Below are 21,986 nucleotides of genomic sequence, written 5' to 3'. Positions count from 1 at the left end.
CTCCGCCGCGGCGCGGCGGATCGTTGAACTGGTGCGGGACCAACCGTCCGGGATCTTGGAGCGAGACCTTCTGACGGAGGCGACCCGTCGGTTTCGGGGGCTGCCTGAGCAGCGGTTGGCCAAGCTGATTGCCGAGGCCGTCGCCGGAGGCTTGCTGCGCGTGGATCGCCACCGCCTCATTTCAGTCGTCCAGCAGGAGGATTCACTCGGCGTGCGGCCGTTAACGAGCGGCACGAAGCCTTCGGACGGTGCGCGGCCCCTCAACCGTTCGCAGCCCTCGTACGCCATGGAGTGCGGTGATGTATTGACCTCCAGGACGCCCGTTCTCCGGGCCGTCGCGCTGGACGTCGAGAGCGTCGTACGCACCACCGCCACGGCGCCGTACGTGCAACGTCATGTGTACGACGTGGCGGCCGTGAGGTTCGGCGCGGATCGGGACTGGGTCGCGGCCGGTCCGCGCTGGCAGCGATACCTCCGGTTCCCGGGTGACGGTGATGAACTGAGGGACGGCGATGTTCGGGACGCCGTGCTGGACCGGGGCGTTTCAGTGCGCCAGGCGTGGACGGAGCTGCGTGCTTTCCTCGCAGACGCAGATGTCGTCGTGGCTCACAACGGCACCGTGCTGGACTTCCCGGTCGTCAGCCAGGCGGCAACGGAGGCAGGCGTGGACGACCCACTCGCCACCGTACGGTTCGTTGACTCGCTGTACCTCGCTCACGCGATGTGGCCGACGGCTTCCTCCCACCGGCTTCAGGACCTGGCCTCGATGCTCGGTCATTCTGAGGCGGGAATGCGTGCACACACCGCGGACGGTGACGCGATTCTGCTTGTCCGCCTCGTTGAGCGGGCCGCCGCCGAGCTCTCGGAGAAGGCAACTGAGCTGCGCGCCCTTGTCGCCGACGTATGCCCTGAGTCCGACGCTTGGCGGCTGGTGCGGGAACTCACCGAAGGAGAGCGGGCCGCCGCGCGGGAACCTCTCGTCTGGGAGCAGGCGCACGTGGCCCGGTTGCTGGGCGCGGAGTTCGCGCAGCACCCACCACGCCGTAACCCTGACGGTCGGATGCCGGGCCGTCGGGCCGTCGTCGTCCCAGACGTACTCCGGGGGCCCGACGGCAGGGTCGACTCGACCGCTCTGGCGCGTGTCGTGCACGGTCCTCACGTCGAACCGCGGCCTGTGCAACAGCGCATGACAACGACATTGCACCAGTGGACCGACGACGGAGTCAGCGGGCTGCTGGAAGCACCTACCGGTACCGGTAAGAGTTACGCGGTGCTCGCCGCTGCCCTTGACTGGCTCGCTGGCGAGGCAGGCCGTACGGCGGTCATCGCCACCTACACCAAACAGCTCCAGAGCCAGATGGCGAAAGACGTCCAGGACCTGGAACGGGCGCTGCCCGGTGTCCTTGGTGTCACCGACCTGGTCAAAGGGCAGTCCAACCGGCTCTCCCTGGCTGCCCTCACTAAGGCCCTTGCGGAGGCCACACGAGGGCGCGCGCCTCGGGGCCGAGCCCGTCAGACGCGGGATCTCCGCTTCCGCGAGCTCGTCGTCCTCCTCGCCCTGCGCTTGATCGCCTCCAAGGAACCCCCGCGGTCCTGGACGGCGAGGTCCGTCGACCCGGTGGACCTGCCGGCCTTCTGCAGTGACTACATGGGCCCTGCGCTCTCCTTCTGGCTGGAGTCGTTGTCCCAGCGTGACGGCGATTACGGCCCCGCCATGGGAAACCCTCTCACCGCCCACACGAACACAGTCCGGGAGGCCATAGGCAGCCACCGTCTCATCCTTGCCAATCACGCCCTGGTTCTCTCTCACCTGGACGACCTGCGTGCCACTGGCCCGGACGTACTCCTCTTCCTCGACGAGGCGCACGAGCTTGAGAACGCTGCCACCACCGCGCTGACCGTCGCGGTTGACTACCAGGACCTCGAAGAGGTGCTGGTTGAGCACCAAACATGGGTCACGGAGGCACGTCACGGCCCGGAGCGGGACCAGGCCGTGGCCGCAGCCGCGGAACTGGCACGGTTGCTGGACGACGAACGGCTTCCCAGGCTCGCGGCCCAGGCCTTCGACATGCGGGCCAAGGGAGTGGGCGTACGGATCGGCAACCGGGCGACCACGCTCGCCGGGCCCCACACGGGCACCTCCGGCACACGGGACACCCGGCGACTGTCACTCCTGCTGGAGCGCATTGCCAAGGCGCTGGTGACCTGCCGCATCACCCTGGAGCGGTACGTTGCCCAGCACACCGCCCACCTCGACCCACTGGTCAGCGAGCGACTGAACGCGCTCGCCCTGCACACCGACAGCCTCACCACGTCCCTCGGCCGGATCACAGCCGACCTTGGCGACTTCCTTGATCCCGTCGGCACGCTGGACGAGGAGCTTCCCTCCCGCGTCGTCCACCTGGAGGAGCTGGCCGAACCGAAGGCGGAGCTGCGCTCCTACCGGTTCCGCATTGCCACCAGCCCCATCGACTTGCCCGCTGACCCGGAGTGGCGGCGCTACCTGGACTCGTTCGATCGCGTCCACTACGTTTCGGCGACCCTCCGCGTCGAGGGGAAGTGGGACTTCGTCCTCAGCAGGCTGGGGCTGTCAGGGAACATGCCGGCCCTCACCCTGCCCTCTCCGTTCGACCTGGACACCCAGGCCGAAGTGGTGTGCTTCACTGACTTCCCGTCCTGGGCAGAGCAGGAGGAGGGCGCACTGCGCACCGTGGCCCATCAGGTGGCCGGATTCGCCGCCGAGATGACCCGGGCGCGACCGGACGGCAACGGCTTCGACGGCGGAGGGATGATCCTCACCACTGCCCGTTCGACCGCCGCTGGCATCGGCTGCCACCTCCTGGAGGAAGTCCGCTCCCGCGGCTTGAACATCCCGGTTGTCGAAGCGCTCGCCCTAGGCAACGGCCGTGCCTACCAGGCGTTCACCGATCGGCGGGACGGTGGCGGTTTCCTCGTCGGGACCAAGGGGCTATGGCAGGGCGTCGATGTCTCTGACGCCGCACGCCTGAACCTCGTCTGGATCAACAAACTCCCCTTCGCACCGTTCGCCGCACCGATCATCGAAGCCCGCCGCGCGGCCGTGGCCGAACGGGCCGCACAGGCCGGCCACCCCGACCCGGAGGGTGCAGCCACTGAGCACTACTACCTGCCACTCGCCGCTCTTCAGCTCCGGCAGGCGGTCGGCCGACTCATCCGGTCCGACCGACATCGTGGAGTCGTGATCATCAGCGACCGCAAACTCGGAGGACATAGCAGCTTGCGCCGCTCTTACCGGCGCGCCTTCCTCGGCAGCCTTGACGAGGGGCTGCAGCGCCCCGACTTGGATAACGGCGACATTGGCGGTGGCAACGTCACCACCATGGCCGAAGGTTGGCGCCGAATCTGGGAGTTCATGGCCGCACAAGGGCTCCTGGACCCGGCGCGGGCCGCCGAGCTGTGCACCGAGAAGGCACTCGACCAACACACCCTCCTCCCTTACACCCGTCGCATCCGGGAATTGGAGCTGACTCCCGAAGAGACCCACCGGCTGCGTGAAAAGGACCTGCTTGCCGAGGAGGTGCTGGAACGCTGCGCGCGGATCGGCGGTCTGCTCGGCTTCTCCGACGAACCAGTGCCCCTCAAGCCCGCCCAGCAGGCTGTCATCACCGCCGTGGCCGAGGGCCGCAACGTTCTCGGGCTGCTCCCTACCGGGTTTGGCAAGAGCTTCACGTTCCAGCTCCCCGCCCTGGTCCTTCCTGGTGTCACCGTGGTCGTGAGCCCGCTTGTCGCTCTTATGCACGATCAGGCCCTCGAACTCAACCGGACCATCGGCGGAGCAGTCCGCGCGTTGATTTCCCCGTTGCGGGAGTCCAGTAGCAGAGCTGGCAAGACCGAGGTCGCGGACCAGCTCCTCGGCCGCGCCGATCACGGGATCCGCCTCGTGTACGTCAGCCCGGAACGCCTGTGCCAGCGGCGCTTTCGCGAGATCGTGCGGGCCGCTGCCGCGGCCGGCAAGGTGACCCGGATCGCCGTCGACGAGGCGCACACACTGGCACAGTGGGAGGACTTCCGCCCCAGCATGCGCCGGGTCAGCCGGTTCCTGGACGAGTTGCGCCGGGACCACGGGGTGGCTGTCACGGCGGTGACGGCCACCGCCAACAGGGCTGTTCACGAGGCACTGCGCGAAGGGCTGTTCGCGTTGCCCGCGGATGCTCCCGCACAGAACTCAGCCCAGGCAGCCGCTGAGGCAGATCACCTCGGAGTCGTCGGCGGACTTCTGACCGTCCGTGAGAACCCGATCCGGCCCGAACTCGCAGTCTTCCGCCGTTCCCTGGACCGACCGGGACAGGGTGGCGTGGCGGCCCTGGCCGAGCGCGTCATCGACGCCCTGGAAGGCCACGCCATCCTGTACTGCCTCACCGTCAAAGAGGTCAACACCCTATACACGCACCTGCGCGAGTACGTCGGTGACGCCGGAGTGCGCATCCTGCGGTTCCACGGTCGTCTCACCGAGGCGGAGAAGGCGGCCGTCATGAACGAGTTCCGGGAGGCCCCGCGCGAGGGCGACGAGGGGTTCGTACCCCTGGTCATCGTGGCTACCTCCGCGTTCGGACTCGGGGTCAACAGGCCCGACGTACGGACGGTGATGTGCGTGTCCCCGCCCACCGACCTGGCAGCTTTGTACCAGCAGATCGGCCGGGCAGGGCGGGACGCCGCACGCGCGGGGACGACTGCCCCCACCCCGGTCAACAGCGGTCTCGCCCTAGTCACGAGCCAGGGGATACGCATGGTCCGCTTCATGACCAGCCAGGAACTGCCCTCCTCCCTGCTGCGGCGCATGGGCACCCTTGTCCTCGCGCAGCATGGCGGGACAATCGACCCGGTGCGGCTGGCCGAGACCCTCATGGCTGAGGACGCTGCCACCGGCCACCTGAGCGAGTCCGAACTGCAGGACCGGTACACCCAGGACCGGTACCGGAGCGGCGTGATGCGGGCATTCGGCGCTCTCGCCGACCTCGGAGCCGTCGGGGACCTCGGCGACCACCCGCCGCACTGTGCGATCAAGCTCGGCGACCTGCGCCCCGTACGACACGAAGTGCGACCGACCGACCCCCCGGGTGGCCAGCCCGACGGGCGTGAAGCCGAGCCGGTAAGGATCGAGCAGGCCGTCGTCGACATCGCCCTGTCGTGGGACACCCCGCGAAGAGTCGACGTCCAGGCTCTCGATCGGGAACTCGCCGTCCGCTGTCCCGACTACCGGTCTGTCGTCCACGGACCCGCGGCGACCTGGGAGCTCCTCGCCGACCTCCATGACCGCGGTCTCCTGGACGTCTCGGCAGCACCAAGCCGTCGCTTGGTCACCGGCCTCACGGTGAACACGCGCACCCTGCCCGACGGCTACCTTCCGCTACTCCACCGGCGCGGCAGCCGAGCCGCGGAGGAACTAACGGAGTTGAGGCGCTTCTTCGACGCGACCACCGTTTGCGCTTCGCGGCTATTCGCCGACTACTTCGGCGTCAGCGACCTCCCCGAGGGCTGCTGTTCCACTGCCGCCTGCCGATGCTCCGCTTGCTGGGACACGGGCAACCAGCCCGTGGAGGAACGGTGCCCCGCCGTGGCAGAGGCCTTCTACAGTCCGGCCCTCCGTGGCGGCGGCCGCACCGACACGGCCCACCGCGACCAGCGCGTCGACATCCAGATCCACCGGCTGCTGCAGCTCCAGCCGCAGGGCATGCACCCCCGGCGCCTTTGGCACGCGCTACGCGGTGACGAATCCTCTTACCATCCGAGGAGCCGAAAGATGATCTCTCTGCCCAAGGCCATACGGGACAGCCGTCACTTCGGAGGCCGCGCCGACCTTCCCTACGCCGCGGTTGGCGACAGTCTGACACGCCTGGCCGCGGGCGGAGCCGCCGCAGAGGGGCCGGACGGCCTTTGGCGTGCGATCCGTCCGGCACGACAAGCTCTGACCCTTACCGTGCGGAGGGAGGGCGAGGCGTGACGGCGATCATCAGCGGCGGGGCCGGCGTCTGGCGCCCGTACGACGACCACCCCGTGCTCACCCCGGCCATGACCGGCGGGCACCAGATCACACCTCCCGATGAGATGGCCCGGCTGCGCCGCTACCTGGAGGCGGTCGTCGCCGACCGCAGCTGTCCAGTACACACGACGGTCGCCTTCAACGCCGCGTACTTCGGTTACGAACTCGGCGGTGAAGGCTATGGAAATGGCCCCTTCGAGCTCGACGGCTTCCCCACCCTGACCCTGGGGAACGAGGTGGCGGCACGCCCCGTCGGAGCCCTCGTCCGTATCGAAACGGGCTCCGACCCGCTGTACGCAGAGATTGTCTACAAGGAGGGCCGCCATCCCGTCATCGGGGAAGGCGGTGAGGTGCCGTCCTGGGTATCTGGAGCCCCGGCCGGTGCACAGGGCCCCCAAGAGCAGGAGGCCGAGACAGCCGTCCGTAGAGAACTCCTCGTCCCCGATCTCACGGCCTTCGGACCCGCGCTCCAGCTCGACGACACGAAACTCAAGAGGTTGCGTGCCCGCGGGAAGTGGCTCAACGAGGACGGCCACGTCCTGGTCGACGCGCGCTACGCCACTCCGCACGATGCAGCACTTGACGACATGGCGGCCTTTGTCGACTACCTCCTCAACCACCAGCTGCAATCGCTCCTCAGCCCACTCGTCCCCGTATCCGTCGCCCACCTGGCGGACGGCAACGACGAGGAGCGTCTGCGGTCCGCCCTCACCGGATTGATGGACGTGATCGCTCACGCACTGCACACCACCGACAGCCTGCGGGGTTGGGGCCACTACGCGCTGACTCGCGAACGCATTGGGTCCGGTCTCCGCCAGCACGGACCGCTGGGAGGATCGGACCTGTACGATCTTGTGGGCTCCCTGGAACGCGCGGTCACCCCAAGCACTCGTCGCCGTCGCGGGTTGAGCGGCTCGCGGACCGTGTACACGGCGATCGCCCCCTGGCTGCGCGAGGTGGCAGGCGCCGAACCGCTGCTGACCGGAACGGAGTACGCGGTCTCGGTCTGCCGGGCCAACCTCGCCGTGACGGACTTTCTCCGCGGCGACACCGACAATGGCCTGCGTCGCGGCAGCGACGTAAGAATCACCCTGGACGACACCTTTGAGAACGGCGGAATCTGGCGCTCCCACTACCCAGGTTCGGAGGAGATGGACGGGGGTGACCCCCTGGTTCCGGCAGGGCGGGGTTGGCGCGAGGCGGTGAACCCGCTGGTGACCCGTACCGCCGGGCTCCCTCCGCGGAGCATCCCGCAGGATGAGCAATCTGCCGAGATCCCGCCGGTCGATGCTCCCCTCGCCGACACCCCCCTCACCGATGAGGAGGAGATCGGCCTCCGGAACTTCCTCCGGATTGACGACAGCGAACTCTGCTGGCAGCAGCCGTTGCGCCTTGCCCATCTCATGGAGGACAGGATTCCGCTGAACCGGATGGTCCGGGGCGCACTCGCTTACCTCGGTCCGGACACCGTCCGCGTACGGCTGGAGATACACCACCCCGGCGGCATGATCGATCCCTTCGAGGAAGTGCAGGAGGTCACTTTGGACCTCGCCGGAGAAGTCGGCATGCTCCGCGACGTTCAGTGGCCCATCGACTTCTTCCCCGGACTCCGCCTACGGCTCCAATGGCCCCGTGGGAGCACCGCCTTGAGGCTTTTCACACTCGAACTGGAGGAGCCTGTCGACATCGACGGACAGCTTGTCACTCACCAGTACGACCCTCAGGTGCTAACCCGAGACGGTGCTCCGGGAAGCACCCGGGACGGTGATTCGCCCGCCGGCCTTGATGACAGGCGACTGGTGCTGCGCGCCGTACGCCGCTTCGGCCGGCTCACACCCGACGGACATGCCCTGCTCGACCGCGACGCACTGCCCCGTGGAATCTATGACGCCTCACCCGCGCCCAACCAGGTCACCGCGGTGGAGCGGGCCGTGGAGCAACTGCTCGCCGAACGGCACCTGTATGCGGCGGCCGGGAGCCGCGGCGCAGACGGTGAGCCCCACCACCCCGCTCGCGACGGCGAGCCCCCGATCCCTCTGGTGGGCTATGCGCCCAGACCTGTGGTCGTGCCGCGGTCGGGGGCAGGAGGTGGTGGAATTCCTCAGAGCACAGGCGTCGAGTACGTCGTTCACGGCTTTCTGCGAAGACTGCCCGCAGGCCGAGAACCGAGCGACGTCCAGCGCGCTGCCTACCGAGAGCACTGCCGTCACGTCGGAAAGGCCGACGGCTGGGAGCTGCCCCGCGGCTACACCTTCGTCACACCGCACTCCCGACGGCGCTGAGGGGCCACACATTGCCGGAGCTGCCCTCGCAGCACTGGCCGCGTCATGCTCGCCTCGTTGCGGCACTGGACTTCACACACCACGTACACACCACTCAGTACATTGACGTAGAAGTCGGACACAGAATGAGCCTCAGCTATGCGGTGGTCACAGAACGCCCGTTGTCGCCGCCAGGCGTACCTATTGATCTCCTCGAAAAGCTGGCCTCGAGCCTCGACAGGCTGGGTCCGGTCGTGGACAGAGCCCTCGTGGAACTCACCGTCGAAGAGACGAGCCTCGCGCTCAACTCCCTTGGCACAAGGGACCGGCAGGCGATCATGCGAAGCCTCGGGTTCCGGATGGTCGTACCACGTCGTTTCGGTCAGGTGCTGAGTGAACAGGTTCTCAGGCGGATGCAGCGGCGGGAACCGGCCGTGGAGCGGTGCCATGCCGCATCGCACCTCACCAACCGCATTGTGGCCGACATCGTTCGCGAGGCTATGGGACACGTTCCAGACCGCCGCGGTGGTAGCCCTGTCGATCGGTGGGGTGCCCGACTGATCCGCCTTGCGCTCTTCTCCCGGATCCAGGCGTCGGTCTTCGACGCACACCTCCTCGTACGGGCCGCTGAACAGGACTGGTATGGGACAGAGGCGGACGACGAGGCCCGAGAGGCGGTGCGTGCGGCGGCGCAGCGGATCGTCGATGCGGCTCCGGACTACCATCCCGGCACCGCGTTCGACGAAGACGGCGATGGCGACGGCGTGAAGGGGAAGACCGAGGTCGTGAAAGAGGTCGAGTCCGTGGGAGAGAGTCCGGAGGCCGCTGTCGTACCAACGCCTCGTCAGCCTCACAACGTTGTCGAAGAGGACCAGGCGCAAAACCCGCCTGTGGCACGGATCACGCTGCAGAGCCTCGGTTCCCTTAGGGAGGAATTGGTGAGCGCCGTCGGCCAGGCGCGAGACGCCGCCGATCGCGTGCGGCTCGCGCTGCAGAACGGACGTCCGCCGGCCGCTCCCGATCTGGAACAGCTTGCCGCGGTCGAGCAGGCTTTCACCCGTGTCCGAACGAGGCTCGCTGAGGCCGGTCTCACTGACGTCCCCGATCGTCTCGATGATGTCCTCGCGGCTGTCGACGCCCTCCACGCGACTGTGGAGCGAAACGAGAAGGAGGACGGGAGTCGCCGAGCCCTCGCCACAGTTCTCACCCTCGGCTGTCAGCGGGACAGCGCAGTGGCAGGCGTGATCGCGGATGCCAGGCAGCGCGCCGAAGGCCTCCTTGCCAAGCTGCAATGGGACGAGCAGGACGATGCCTGCGCCGGCTTCCTCACCCTGTTGGTGCGCCTCGTCAAGGTGAGGGACGAAGAGGCCTCCCAGCAGACGCTCGTCGAGGTTCAGCAGCAGTTGTCCCTGGCCCACCCTCCATACGCCGTGGCCGCCGTGCTGCATGACCAGATCACGGTGATGTCCTCCCAGGGGCTGGCAACCACGCAACAGACGGTGGCCGAAGGGTCTACCGATAGCGCGGAGAGGCAGGACTGGCGGGGCATGGTGGTCCCGCAGACGGGTCCAGTGAACGAGACCCCCTCCGCAGACGCCGACCGGCCCGCGCCGGAGACACACGGGGCGTTGGCCCTCACCTCGAGTGATTCCGGCTCCGTCACGGCTGAGGCGCCCGTACCGTCGGCTTCACGGTCTGAGTGGTACGTGGCCGACCTCATGAAGAAGGCATCCCGCCCCGACACGGTCGTCCGCCCGGACACCGACTTGCCGTCGGCCGTTGCCGGTGTGGACGCCGCGTCCAGCCCGGAGAGTGGTTTGACCGGTCACCCGGAGGATGTCGAGCCGATCCTTGCCCGCCTCATCACCGAGAGGCGCTTCGGGCTCGCCGCTCACCTGTCCAGCGCGGCAGGCCGGCCGCGCGCGGAATCCGCGGTGCTGCGCCTGGCCGCCGTGTCGGCGTTGCTAAACCCACGCTCCGAAGGGACCGCACGGTTCGTCGAGGACTCGCTGCGCGAATGGGACGCGCAGGAGGGCGTTGCGGCAGGCGGACTGGAACTGCTCCTGCTGCCGGTCATCGTGAAGGCGGCGTTGGTGACCGGGGCACCGGTCATCGGCGCTCAGCTCAGAGCGCTCTCCCCGCATCTGCCGGGCACTCTCCAGAAGGTGGCCGGTGAGGTGGCCGAGCGCACCCTGAACAGTGCGCTGGTCCAGGCGCCGCTACACACCGTCGTCGCCGACGTGTCGCAGACCGAGAACCGACTCCAGGACGCGGTCGAATCATGCCGGAACCTGCTGGTAGCACCTCGGATGCGGTTTCAGCGGGCCTCCCAGATGGTGAAGCAGTGGCTGCTGCCGAACGGCTTGTTGGGCAGCGTCCTGACGTCCATCGTCAACGGCTCCGCCGACGCTGCGGACCGTGCCGACGCCTTGCTGCAGCGGCTGGAGCGGACAGCGCACCTCGAGGATGAGATCGACAGGATGGACGGCGAACTCCGCGGCACAGGCGGACGCGTCATCCACGGGTCCGGCCGCAACAATGTGCGTCAGTTCCTGGAACGGGTGCGCGCCGCCGTGTGGGAATGGAACATGATCCAGCGGGAGCTGGGGAGCGCGCGATCCGAGGAGACGGCATGGGCCGCGGACTCGGTGGCCGGCCTGAGACTGTCCCTCCTGGGATTGCGCAAGGGTGTCATGAGCGACCTGGCGTCGGCCGGTCTGCGGTCCCGTCCTGTAGCGAGGGCCGCTGCTGCAGCCTCCGAGGAGATGTTCACAGGGCTCTTCACCGAACTCGACTCGGGTGCGTCCCCGGCGCTCCACGCGATCGACACTGACGTCTCGGAGTTGTTGGACGTCGAGCTGTACAAGCTACCGGACTGGCCCGGCACGGTTCCCACCGTGCCTGCGCTGATCGCGGCTGTGGACCGGACGTGGGAGGAGGCGATCGGCTTTCAGGCCGCGCTGGACGGCTTCACTGCTGTACGTACGCTCCTGAGTCTCGCGGAGCGGGGGGTCCTGCCCGCGGGCCAGGCCCTGGAATCGTCCGGTGACCGCCTCGCCCGTCTCGTGCAGACGGAGAAGGAGCGGCACCGTGTACTTGCCGACAAGGCACGGGAACTCGGTGCGGAACTCCGGCGAGCCCAGGCGGACGGTGCCCTCACCGACGAGCAGGACGTCAACCTCCAGGAACTTCTTGCCGACTCCGCACCCCAAACGGAGAGCGGTTCACCGCGTGAGCTGTCGGTGATCCGGCGCAACCTGGACCGGCTGGCCGAGCTGATTCCGCACCACCGCAAGGAGGCCGCGGACCGGCTCCGGGCGCGGCTCACCGCCCTGCCAGCAGTCAGCGACGACGATCGCAGGCGCGTTCTGCACAATCTGGAAACAGACAGTCTGGCCACCGCCGCGGAACTGGTCTACTTCCTCGAACTGGGCGAGTCGGTCCCCGAGATCAGGGCCGAGGACTCGCACCTGGAGATGTTCTTCCCCGCCGTGCCCGACGCTTTGCCCGGAGGCGTCACTCCCGATCTCATCGAGGCCGTCCGGTCTCGCAGACAGCTGCACGAGTCGGCGGTGCTGGACTACTCGGTCCTGTCCGAGGGCGCGGCCGAGCGAGCTGCCGACGCCCTCGAACGCTGGGCGAAACTGGCCTCGACCCGTGACAGAGCCAACATCAATCCGCGGGTGGACCTGATCCCGGCTTTGTCCCTGCTCGGCTTCGAGGCGAGGAAAGCCCCGCCCTTGCGTGAGCTGCGGTACGGCAACGACTATCGCTTTTTCGAGTTCGCAGAAACGGAGGTCACCGGCAGGGCCTGGGCGCCGGCCTTCGGCTCGCAGATCAAGGACCGCGGCAACAAGCTGCGCGCCCTGCTCATCTGGGGACGTCCGGCGGCGAAACTGCTCATCAGCCGCATCTCTCAGGATCCCGACGACAGCAGCCTGCTCGTCGTGCACTTCGGCACTATCGACAGCAGGACGCGCACCGAACTGGCCTGCGCCACGCAGGGGGGCAAGCCCATTCTCGTGGTCGACGACGCGGCACTGGCCTACCTCACCGCGCACGGCAATAGGCGGGTCGACGCCGCCACCGAGATGCTTCTGCCGTTCTCCGGAGTGAACCCGTATATCAAGGAGAAGCGGGGACAGATCGGTCGTGAGATGTTCTACGGACGTGATCGCGAACGCAAGAGCATTCTCGACCCGGCCGGGACGCAGATCATCTACGGCGGCCGTGGGCTAGGAAAGTCGGCGCTGCTCGCCGACGCGGGCGACCGCTTCGTGGAACAGCGTCCCGGATCGCACCGCAAGCTCTACCTGAACCTTGACAAGATCGGTATCGGCAAGGGCACCGCCCTTGGCGCCGCGGTCATCTGGAACACACTGGACCAGGAGCTGACCAAGGAAGGCGTCCTCGAGGAGCCCCGTCGCAGAGGCCCGAAGTCGGAGCCGTGGCAACGGGTCACGGAGGGCATCGCCACTTGGCTGGATCAGGACTCCGACCGGCGACTGCTCATCCTCCTCGACGAATGCGACCGGTTCTTTGAGGCTGACGTGCCCGAGTGCACGGAGACCCGTCGGCTGCGCGGCCTGGGTGACGACTCTCGCGGCCGAGCGAAGGTCGTTTTCGCCGGTCTGCACTCCGTGCAGCGCTTCACCCGCCTTGCCAGGAACGGACCATTCAGTCACCTCGCCCAGACACCGACCGTCGTCGGACCACTCACGCCGCAGTTCGCCGCCGATCTGATCGTCCACCCCATGCGGGCCCTGGGATTCGAGTTCGAGGACGTCGACCTCGTCAACAGGGTCCTGGGATTCTGCTCGTACCAGCCCTTCCTGCTGCAGATCTTCGGCAGCCGGATGGTGCAGGTCATGCAGGAAAAGCGGGCACGGCAGCCGCTGCTTCCCCCGCCCTACACGATCGAGGCGGCCGATGTAGATGCAGTGGAGCAGGACGCATCTCTGCGATCCGACATCACCGCGGCCTTCAAGGACACTCTGGCCCTCGACGACCGTTACAACGTCGTGGCCAACGTCCTTGCCCAACATGCTCGCGACAACGGCCTGGAGACCAGGCTCAGCGACCGGGAACTGCGTGACGAGTGCGCCGGTTGGTGGCCGCAGGGCTTCGAGAAACTGGACAGCGAGGGTTTCCGAGCCTATCTGCAGGAGATGGTGGGCCTGGGCGTCCTCGCACCGAACCACGACGGACAGGGCTGGCACCTGCGTGGACCGAATGCTCTGCGCATGATTGGCACCGCCCAGGAGATCGAGGCACGCCTCCTGGGCGCCGAGCGGGAGTACCGTCTGGAGGAGGCCGTCGTGCTGGAGAGCCGCCCTGGCCTCGACGACGGACGCCGCTCCGCGCCGCTGACGATCAACCAGGTCGACTACCTGCTCGGTGAGCGGAAGAACCAGGTCCGTGTCGTCCTCGGCACCCGGGCGACGGGCATTGGTGACGTGGAGCGCACGCTGCGGGACGCGACGGGCCGGGTGGCCGGCTGGATCCTGCCACCGATCGGCAACGCCAACACCTATCGCAAGCAGCTCGCAGCGGGCCGAGCCGGAGAACGACGCCTGCTCATCAGCGACCTTGCGCTGGGCAGTGACAAGTCCTGTCGGCAGTCGCTCGAACAGGCCAGGACGATACTGCCCACCGTCGCGGAAGCGACCCGATCGGTGGTCCTGGTGTCGAGCCCCGAACAGCTTGGCTTCTGGCGCGACCTGCTCACCGCCCCTGAGACGGCCGGAGGGGACGACGACACCGTGGTGGTGCTGCGTCGCTACGACCGGCGCGGCCTGAGGGACTGGACGCAGCAACACAGCGCCTATGAGACGGAGGAGCGGCTGACCAAGCTGGCCGCGATCACTGGAGGCTGGCCGTTCCTGCTGGACAAGGTCTTGGATCTACGCGACCAGCACCGTGATCAGGACAATGCTCTGGAAGAGCTGGGGAAATGGCTGGCCCGCAAAGAGAACGCACAAGAGTTCGTCGAGGCAGTGGGCCTGGCGCAGGACACCCTGACCGACACCGACGGTGAGGACGACCTGGTCAGGCGTGGCTACGAAGCTGTGGTCGAGGAACTTGGCACCGGTTGGAACCCCGAAGGCGACTGTGTGACCGCGGCTGAGCTCGCCGGCCTCGCTGAGGAAGACGCACGGTGGGCCCTCACCTGCCTGGAAACCCTCCAGGCCCTAGACAGGGACGGCACCCGTCTGCGCGTCGAGCCGGTGCTCCACGCGGCGCTCGACACCCTAGGCTCCTAGGAATGGTCGAGGCGTGGGGGCCGTGGCACTGATCCGGCCCCCATGCCCCGATGGTTTGCGCTGCTCTCACCGGCCGGTTTTCTGAGCCCGAGGCTCATGGCGACGTCGCCCACTCGGGAGCGGCCAAAAGCGCCGGATGACCGAGACTCCGTTGCCGAGATCGCAAAGCGTCTAGGATCTCCGGCTGCGGCGACACCCCTCGTGACCTGCGTTGTACCAATGTGCCAACTATCTCTCTGATGCCGATACGCCAGTCGCTGAATCTGGTTGGCATAACTGCAGGTCAGGATCGTTAGCTAGTGCCAACTAGGAGTCCTTGTCACACCGGGCCAGGGAACCTACACGGGCGGAGAACATGACGATATGGGGGCTGGTCGTCGAGACGACCAGGAGCGCCGGCGACCGTAAGCACATCGAGGCCGACGTGATCGCGCATGTCTGCGGGTCGCGTGCCGACGCGCTCGCGGAGTTGGAGCGGCGGGCTCGGAGCTACTCGCCCGAACACCCCAGAAGTCCCAGGCGCCGTAGGCTCCTTCGGGTCGGGGACGGGTTTCTGCTCGTCGTCGACGGGGCGTGGCAGTCCTTCGCGACGCGGTTCACGGTGGCGGAGCTGCTGGAGGACTCCGCCGCGCCCGTCGTCCCGGAACCGGTGGACGCGCCGAGCGAGCCCGATGCCGCGCCGCAGGAGCAGGTCGGCCAGGTCGATCAGATCGAGCGGTACCCGGACGGAGTGCCGGTCAAGCCGGCCTGGCTGGGACGTGACGACCTGTCCTGAGAGCCGAGCGTCGGTCTCACGGCCGAGAAGGCGACGGCTGATTGACGCATGGTTGAGGATGTCTCCTTGCTCCTACGATGGAAGCCACCGTCGGGGGAGGGTGGACGTGACGAACAGCGCACCACAGGGAGCCGGACGCCGGCTGGAGGATGCGATCGCCTGGGCGGTCCGGAACCTGGACGGGATCGTCGCCATCGCCGTCGCCCTCGTCGTCGGGCTGATGGACGTCCTCAACCAGAACATGGACACCAACATCGTCTCGGGCGCCACCCTGCTGGTGCTCGCGGCGCTGGTGTACGGCTCGCTCACCGAGCGCCGCCGCCGGATGGCCGACATCCGCGCCGCGACCGCCGGGACGAGCCGCGCCATCGAGGATCTGGCGATGGTGCGCACGCTCTCCGGCGCCGAGGTCGCCCTCGCGCACGAGCGGGCCCGGCGCACCACCACCCGCTGGGTGTTCAAGGGCGGCACCGGCACCTATCTGCGCGCGGTCACGCTGCCGGAATGCGTGCTGGAGGCACAGCGGCAGCGGCGCTCCCTCAGCATGAAGATCGACATCATCAATCCCGCCGATGAGCAGGTGTGCGCCGCCTACGCGCGGTTCCGCAGCACCTTCGGTTCCGGCCCCGGTGACGCCGAGTGGACCGTCGAGCGTACCCGCAAGGAGGCGTACGCCACCGTCGTCGCCGCGAGCTGGCACCGGCAGCGGCTGGACACCCTGGAGGTCGACGTCCATCTGTCCTCCGTCGCACCGGCGTTGCGGTTCGACCTCTCGGACAGCTGCCTGATCATCACCCAGGACGACCCCAGCCGGGTCAGCCTCTGCGTGGAGCACGACCGCCCGCTCTACGACTACTACGTCACCGAGCTGCACCAGAGCCGGGAACAGGCCGTCAAGCTCGATCTGCGCGAGGCCGTCCCGCTCGCCGACGAACCGACCGTCGACGAGGTCAGACGCCTGCTCGACCGGCTCGGCCTGCCCCTGCCGCCGAGCTTCACCGACCCCGACGTCGGCGACATCATCGACAAGGCGCTGCGCGCGGAGAACCCGTACCGCAGGTGAGCGAGCGCCGTGTTCCGGCCACGGGGAACCAAAGGGAACCAAGGGGGATCGAGGGGGACCGAGGGGGAAGGACCATGGACTACCCGGCCCTGGAACGGGCCGCCCGGCGGCACGCCACCGCCGAGCTGACACGACACGCCGTATCGGAACTCGACCTGATCGTCTCCGGCCGCCGCGCCCTGCGCGCGGTACGCCATCCACTGGGGTTCGTCTGCCTGCCCATCCTGCGCGACGGCGACGACGGCGTCTGCGTCCACGTCTTCGGCACACCGGAGGCGGAGCCCGATGACTCCGTACCTCAAGTGCACTGCCACAGCTGGGACTTGACCAGCACGGTGCTCTACGGGCAACTCGACAACCGGCGGGTGCACATCGACGACGACCCCGGCGACGCCACCCACCGGGTCTTCGAAGTGCTCAGCGACCCGTCCGGCGTGGACGAACTACGGCCCACCGAACGGCTGGTGCGCTGCCGGCCCGGCGTGCGGCAGACCAGTGTGCGGGGCCAGAGCTACGCCCTCCCGGCGGGTGAATTCCACACCAGTGTGGTGCCGGACGGCCGCCCCACCGCCACTCTGGTGCTGGGCCGGACCCTGCCCGGCCGGGTGGACCTCTCGCTGGGCCCGCCGTCCGCCCCGGGGCACCGCATGGTCCGCCGGACCTGTGACGCGACCCAGACCGCCCGGATCGCTCGGGCCGCCCTCAGGAGGATCCATGAGCCCGAACCCTGACCCCCGGTCCTCGCCGGCCGGTTACGACGTCGAGCGCCGTACGGCCGTGGGCGCCGCCGAGGAGGCCGGGGCCCTGCTGCGCTCCCGCTTTCCCGACGGCTTCGCCGCCCGGCCCAAGGGCCAACTCGGAGACGTCGTCACGGACTTGGACATCGCGGCCGAGCAACTGGTGGTCGGGCGGATCCGGGACCGCTTCCCGCGCGACCGGATCCTCGCCGAGGAGTCCGGTGAACTGGTGGGGGACGGCGGGGGCCGCACCTGGCTGATCGATCCGCTCGACGGCAGCAACAACGTGGTGATCGGGCTGGCCGTGTACGTCGTCGGCATCGCGTTGTGCGTCGATGACACGCCCGTGGTGGGGGTCGTCCACGATCCGATGACCGGCCGTACGTGGTCCGCGCTGCGGGGCGGCGGGGCCCACGGTCCGGGCGGACGGCTCGCCGCCCCCGCGCATGGCCGTCCGCTTCCCGCTGCCGGGCCGCTGCTGGCCTGGACCCAGGGCCACGCCGTCTCCCGCGACGACCCCCTCGCCTGCTCCCTCAGGCACACCCTCGAACTCCGCTCCCGGCGCCTGCTCCAGCTCTGGGCACCACTGGTCGCCTGGGCGATGCTGGCCCGCGGCGACATCGACGGCTTCGTCGGCTACCGCGCGGAGGCGATCGACCTGCCCGCCGGCGCGCTGCTGGCCCGCGAGGCCGGCATCTCCCTACGGCACCTCGACGGCGCGGAGTTCGGCGGCGGCTTCGGCGGCCCCGACACGGGGCGTTCTTTTGTCGCCGGGCGCCCGGAGCTGTTGCCCCACCTTCTCGACCTCGTCAGCCCTTTCTCTCCCGGCACCGAGGACACTCACACGGCGGAAACCGCCCCGACAGGTCCAACGGCGCGGCGTTCTTCGGCGGCCGGTACGTCACCCTGGGCCCCCACGTCCGGCCACCGTCCCGGGAGACCCTCAGCGTGAGAAACACCCTGACGTAGCCGTCTTCTTCGTCGTGCATTGCAGCGCCTTTCACTATCTGTGGCGATCCGTGCACAGAGTGATGCGGGCGCGAGTACCTTCGGAAGATGACCGAGCGTGACGACGGAGTCAGCACGAGGGGGAGTTGAAGGGTGGCCATCGAGGACAATCCCATCTCGCGGGTGCGGTACGGGGAGGAACTCAGGCGGCGCAGGGAGGCGGCGGGGCTCACGCAGGAGGAGCTGGGCCAACGTGTCGTGATGTCCCGCACGCATATCGCCCACATCGAGGCGGGGCGGCGGAGGCCGGACGTACAGGATGCGCGGCGGCTGGACCGGGAGTTGGGCCCGGACAAGTTCTTCGAGCGGTTTCTGCCGACGCTGGATGGCAGGAAGGTGGCGGAGCACTTCGCGGAGGCGTTGGAGTTCGAGGGCCAGGCGATCGAGATCCGGGAGTACGCGCCCACGTTGGTGCCGGGTCTCTTGCAGACCAAGGAGTACGCCTGCGAAATCCTGGGCTCCGGCTACCCGCGCAAGAGCGATGAGGAGCTGGAAACGCTGGTGGCCACGCGGCTGGAACGGGCTCGCATTCTCGACAACTTCCACGCGCCCGAAGTCCGCTTCCTCCTGGACGAGGCGGTGCTACGGCGCGTCGTGGGCGGGCCGACCGTCATGTGCGAGCAGCTTCGTCACATCGCGAAGTTGGGCGCTAGCCGCCGTATCCGCGTCCACGTGCTCCCGTACTCCGTGGGAGCCCATGCTCTACAGGCGGGCTTCCTCTCCCTCATGTGGTTCGAAGACCTCCCACCCATCGCCTACGCGGAAGGTGTGAACAGCGGGCGGATCATGGAATTGCCGTCCATGGTGCGAGCCTGCCAAGAGCTCTACGATCAAGCTCTGGGCGACGCCCTGTCGCGCCTAAAGTCCCTGGACCTGCTCAGGTCCGTCGCGGAGGATTACGAACATGAAGCGCAGCGAGCAGACCTTCTCTGACACCTGGCGCAAGTCGACGTACAGCGGCGGGAGCAGCGACAACTGTCTGGAAGTCAACGACACCGCCGCCCCCACCCACGTCCCCGTCCGCGACAGCAAGAACCCCATCGGACCCGCCGTCGTCTTCTCGGCGTCGGCCTGGACGGTGTTCGTCCGTGCTGTCAAGGCCTAGCGTCGGAGGTGGGAAGGCCTCAACGGGCGTCAACTCCGCGCTGAGCAGCCCGTGTTACAGCTTATGATGACGCGTCTACGGCAGAAAGAGAGAAGGGTCTGTGCGTGGACGCAGAGCTGATGGCGCTCGCCTCGACGGCCGGTACGACCGTGGTGACGCTCCTTACCACCGACGCCTGGGAGAGGGCTAAGACAGCGGTCTCGACCTTGTGGGGACGTGCTTGTCCAGACCGGGTGGAGACCGTCGAGGCCGAGCTGCTGGAAACCCGGGAACTGCTCCTCGCCACCGGGGATGAGACCGGCTCCGGTACGCCGGGACTCGACGAGGGGATCGCCGAGTGGCGGAACAAGTTCCGTCGGCTGCTCATCACGCAACCGGAGTTCGCCCGGGAGGTGCACCGCATCGTCCACGAGGAACTGATCCCCGCACTGCCTGCGCCGGCCCAGGCCGCACCCATCGTCTTCCATGCGAACCCGACCGGAAACGCCCGCGTCTACCAGGCGGGCCGGGACCAGAACTTCCACGAGCGATGACCGAGAGACCGTCAGCCTCCGAGGAGCCGAAGCCGTCGGCGTCCTTCAACTCCTCGCCGTCGGACACCGGCAGGGCCTATCAGGCCGCCGGAAGCCAGCACTTCCACGAGCACCACTACCACGGGCCGGTGACCAACCCCGCCCCCGCCGCGGCGGAGCGCCCCAGCAGGGGCAGGCCCGGACCGGTCTGGATCGCCTCCATGGCCGTCGTCACGCTGGTGGCGCTGGCCAGTGGCGGCGTATGGCTGTGGCCGAAACTCACGCCGGCCCATGCAACCGCGGGCGGGGACAAGGCCCCCCACTCCGCAGGGGCACCCGCCTCCGGGCGATCACCGGCCTCCCCCTCCGCCAAAACGCGAAATACCACACCCAAGGCAAGCAGCGGCTCCAGGGCATCCTCCACCCCGTCGCAGGGCCCGATCTCCGACACGCAGAGCTCCGCCCCCGCGCCGGCGGCCCCGCCGAACCCGGCGGATCCCAAGAACTGCCGACCGTGGAAAACGCTGACTGACATGGCCAACGTCCAGGTCCGGCCCTGTTGGCGGCGCGAGGGCTCACGCATCTACATGGTCGGGGAATGGCACGCTCTGCAGGGCGCGGAAACGGTCGACGTCTATCTCTGGCTGAAGGACGCGAGCGGCCAAGCGGTCTACCCGGCCAGTAACGCCCTCTCATGGCAAGGCAAAGGTGCCTACCCTGCGACCTCGTCCGAGCAGCAGTGGGAACAGGCGGTGGTGCCTGTCAACCTGGTCCAGGGAGCCGAGTACACGGTGTGCATCAGCGTCTACCCCGCCGGGCATATCCCGCCGACCATCACGAACCCGGAGGTCAGTGGGACTCAGAAGAGCTTCACCTACTGACCGGACCTAGCGCGTCAGAGCCAGCGCAGCCACCGCCGCCCCCACCGCGCACGCCGCCAGTACCGCGCCCGTCCCCATCAACCGGCGGACCGGCACCCGGACCCCGTACGCATGGCAGCGCTCGTACCAGAGCAGCGTGGCCAGGGACGCCCACGGTGTGATCACGGGGCCGGCGTTGGTGCCGACGAGCAGGGCCAGCAGTTGGTCGTGGTTGCCGACGGGGACGGCCGCCTCCCCGGCCAGATAGACCGGGAGGTTGTTGAGGGTGTTGGACAGGCCGCCGCCGACCGCTGCCGCGCGGAACAGGCCGAGCGTGCCGCCGTCGGTGCCGACCGCCGAGGCGAGCAGATGGTGCAGCCCGTGCGCGTCGAACGTCTCGACCACCAGGAACATGCCGGGCACCATCACCAGCAGCCGCCACGGGATCAGTGACAGCCGGAGTGCGGACCGCTGCCGTACCCCGTACGCCGCGACGGCGACGAGCGCCGCCGTCCCCGAGGCCACCCACAGCGGTACGTCGGCCACCAGGATGGCCAGCAGAAAGCCGGCGCAGGCGAGCGCGCAGGCGCGGAACAGTACCGGGTCGGCGGGGCGGTGCACAGCGGGCGGCACATAGCGGTCGGCGGCGTCCGCCCGCACATCCCCCGCACGCGCCGCGCCCGGCCCCGACACCGGAACGGCGGCCATCAGGCCGGATCGGTCCACCACCGGCCCCCCATGCCCCCCACGCCGCCCCCGCCGCCAGAAGAACAGCCACAAACAAGCCATCGTCACGGCCAGCGCAGCGAGTTGCGGTGCCCACATCCGGCCCGCCAGGCCCAGCGGGGACAGCGCGACCCGGTTGGCGGCCAGCAGGTTCGTCAGGTTGGACACCGGGAGGAGCAGGCTCGCCGTGTTGGCGAGCCATACCGTCGTCATGGCCAGCGGCACCGGCGCGATGCCCACCCGGGAGGCGAGCGCCAGCATCACCGGAGTCAGCAGGACGGCCGTCGTGTCAAGGTTGAGGGCGACCGTCGTGACCGACGCGAACAGCACGCACAACAGGAACAACAGCGGATAGCTGCCCCTCCCCGCCCGCGCCACCCGCGCCGCGATCACATCGAACACCTCGGCCCTGCTGGTCAGTTCGGCCAGCACGATCACCGTGCCCAGGAAGGCCAGCAGCGGGGCGATGCGTGTCATCGCGTCGGATGCGGAACCCGTCGGCAGCAGTCCCGTGACCACGCACAGCAGTCCGGTCGCCAGCAGACCGATCGCCACCCGGTCGATGACATGCAGACGCAGCAGTAAGGCACGCACGGTTGGAAGGGTCGCACGTTTGTACGTCGCTGTGACCAGGGCGCTGTCGAACGCCTGGAAACG

General features: G+C 68.4%; 13 protein-coding genes. 11 read left to right on the top strand and 2 right to left on the bottom strand.

What is annotated here, in order from left to right; genetic code table 11:
• Nucleotides 1-115: 115 nt before the first annotated feature.
• From ACZ418_RS25120 to ACZ418_RS25075, 10 genes are all read left to right on the top strand, one after another.
• A complete protein-coding gene (locus ACZ418_RS25120) occupies nt 116-5,980 on the top strand; it encodes a DEAD/DEAH box helicase (RefSeq protein WP_468366823.1) in 5,865 nt (1,954 codons plus the stop codon).
• On the top strand, nt 5,977-8,301 hold the full coding sequence (locus ACZ418_RS25115; RefSeq protein WP_468366821.1) for a hypothetical protein: 2,325 nt from the start codon (nt 5,977-5,979) through the stop codon (nt 8,299-8,301). Before ACZ418_RS25120 ends, ACZ418_RS25115 begins: the two co-directional genes overlap by 4 nt.
• A gap of 125 nt (nt 8,302-8,426) precedes the next feature.
• Nucleotides 8,427-14,543: a hypothetical protein gene (locus tag ACZ418_RS25110; protein ID WP_468366820.1), complete on the top strand. Its 6,117-nt coding sequence runs from the start codon at nt 8,427-8,429 to the stop codon at nt 14,541-14,543.
• Nucleotides 14,544-14,898: 355 nt separating this feature from the next.
• Nucleotides 14,899-15,318, top strand: coding sequence for a hypothetical protein (locus ACZ418_RS25105; RefSeq protein ID WP_468366817.1), 420 nt, complete (start codon nt 14,899-14,901; stop codon nt 15,316-15,318).
• A 106-nt stretch (nt 15,319-15,424) separates the two neighbouring features.
• Nucleotides 15,425-16,381 (top strand): hypothetical protein, encoded by a 957-nt coding sequence (locus ACZ418_RS25100; protein ID WP_468366815.1) that lies wholly within the window; start codon nt 15,425-15,427, stop codon nt 16,379-16,381.
• A gap of 74 nt (nt 16,382-16,455) precedes the next feature.
• Nucleotides 16,456-17,112: a hypothetical protein gene (locus ACZ418_RS25095; protein ID WP_468366813.1), complete on the top strand. Its 657-nt coding sequence runs from the start codon at nt 16,456-16,458 to the stop codon at nt 17,110-17,112.
• Entirely contained in the window at nt 17,096-18,070 is a 975-nt protein-coding gene (locus ACZ418_RS25090) for an inositol monophosphatase family protein (protein WP_468366810.1), read from the top strand. Before ACZ418_RS25095 ends, ACZ418_RS25090 begins: the two co-directional genes overlap by 17 nt.
• 149 nt (nt 18,071-18,219) lie before the next feature.
• Nucleotides 18,220-19,059, top strand: a complete 840-nt coding sequence (locus ACZ418_RS25085) for a helix-turn-helix domain-containing protein (RefSeq protein WP_468366807.1) — start codon at nt 18,220-18,222, stop codon at nt 19,057-19,059.
• Complete coding sequence (locus ACZ418_RS25080; protein ID WP_468366804.1) at nt 19,031-19,231, top strand: DUF397 domain-containing protein; 201 nt, start codon at nt 19,031-19,033, stop codon at nt 19,229-19,231. Before ACZ418_RS25085 ends, ACZ418_RS25080 begins: the two co-directional genes overlap by 29 nt.
• Before the next feature lie 104 nt (nt 19,232-19,335).
• Nucleotides 19,336-19,764, top strand: coding sequence for a hypothetical protein (locus tag ACZ418_RS25075; protein ID WP_468366801.1), 429 nt, complete (start codon nt 19,336-19,338; stop codon nt 19,762-19,764).
• A 115-nt stretch (nt 19,765-19,879) separates the two neighbouring features.
• Here the strand turns inward: ACZ418_RS25075 and ACZ418_RS25070 are convergent, their stop codons facing one another.
• Nucleotides 19,880-20,194, bottom strand: a complete 315-nt coding sequence (locus ACZ418_RS25070) for a hypothetical protein (RefSeq protein ID WP_468366798.1) — start codon at nt 20,192-20,194, stop codon at nt 19,880-19,882.
• Nucleotides 20,195-20,276: 82 nt separating this feature from the next.
• On the opposite strand from ACZ418_RS25070, the gene ACZ418_RS25065 reads away from it, so the two are divergent.
• Nucleotides 20,277-20,624, top strand: a complete 348-nt coding sequence (locus tag ACZ418_RS25065; protein ID WP_468366795.1) for a hypothetical protein — start codon at nt 20,277-20,279, stop codon at nt 20,622-20,624.
• 6 nt (nt 20,625-20,630) lie between these two features.
• On the opposite strand, the gene ACZ418_RS25060 is transcribed toward ACZ418_RS25065, so the two are convergent.
• On the bottom strand, nt 20,631-21,923 hold the full coding sequence (locus ACZ418_RS25060) for an ArsB/NhaD family transporter (protein ID WP_468366792.1): 1,293 nt from the start codon (nt 21,921-21,923) through the stop codon (nt 20,631-20,633).
• Nucleotides 21,924-21,986: the final 63 nt, after the last annotated feature.

It is taken from the genome of Streptomyces sp. NPDC030820 (assembly GCF_055572075.1).
Note: the sequence above shows the minus strand (reverse complement) of the source record. Positions and strands in the feature narration are given on the sequence as shown.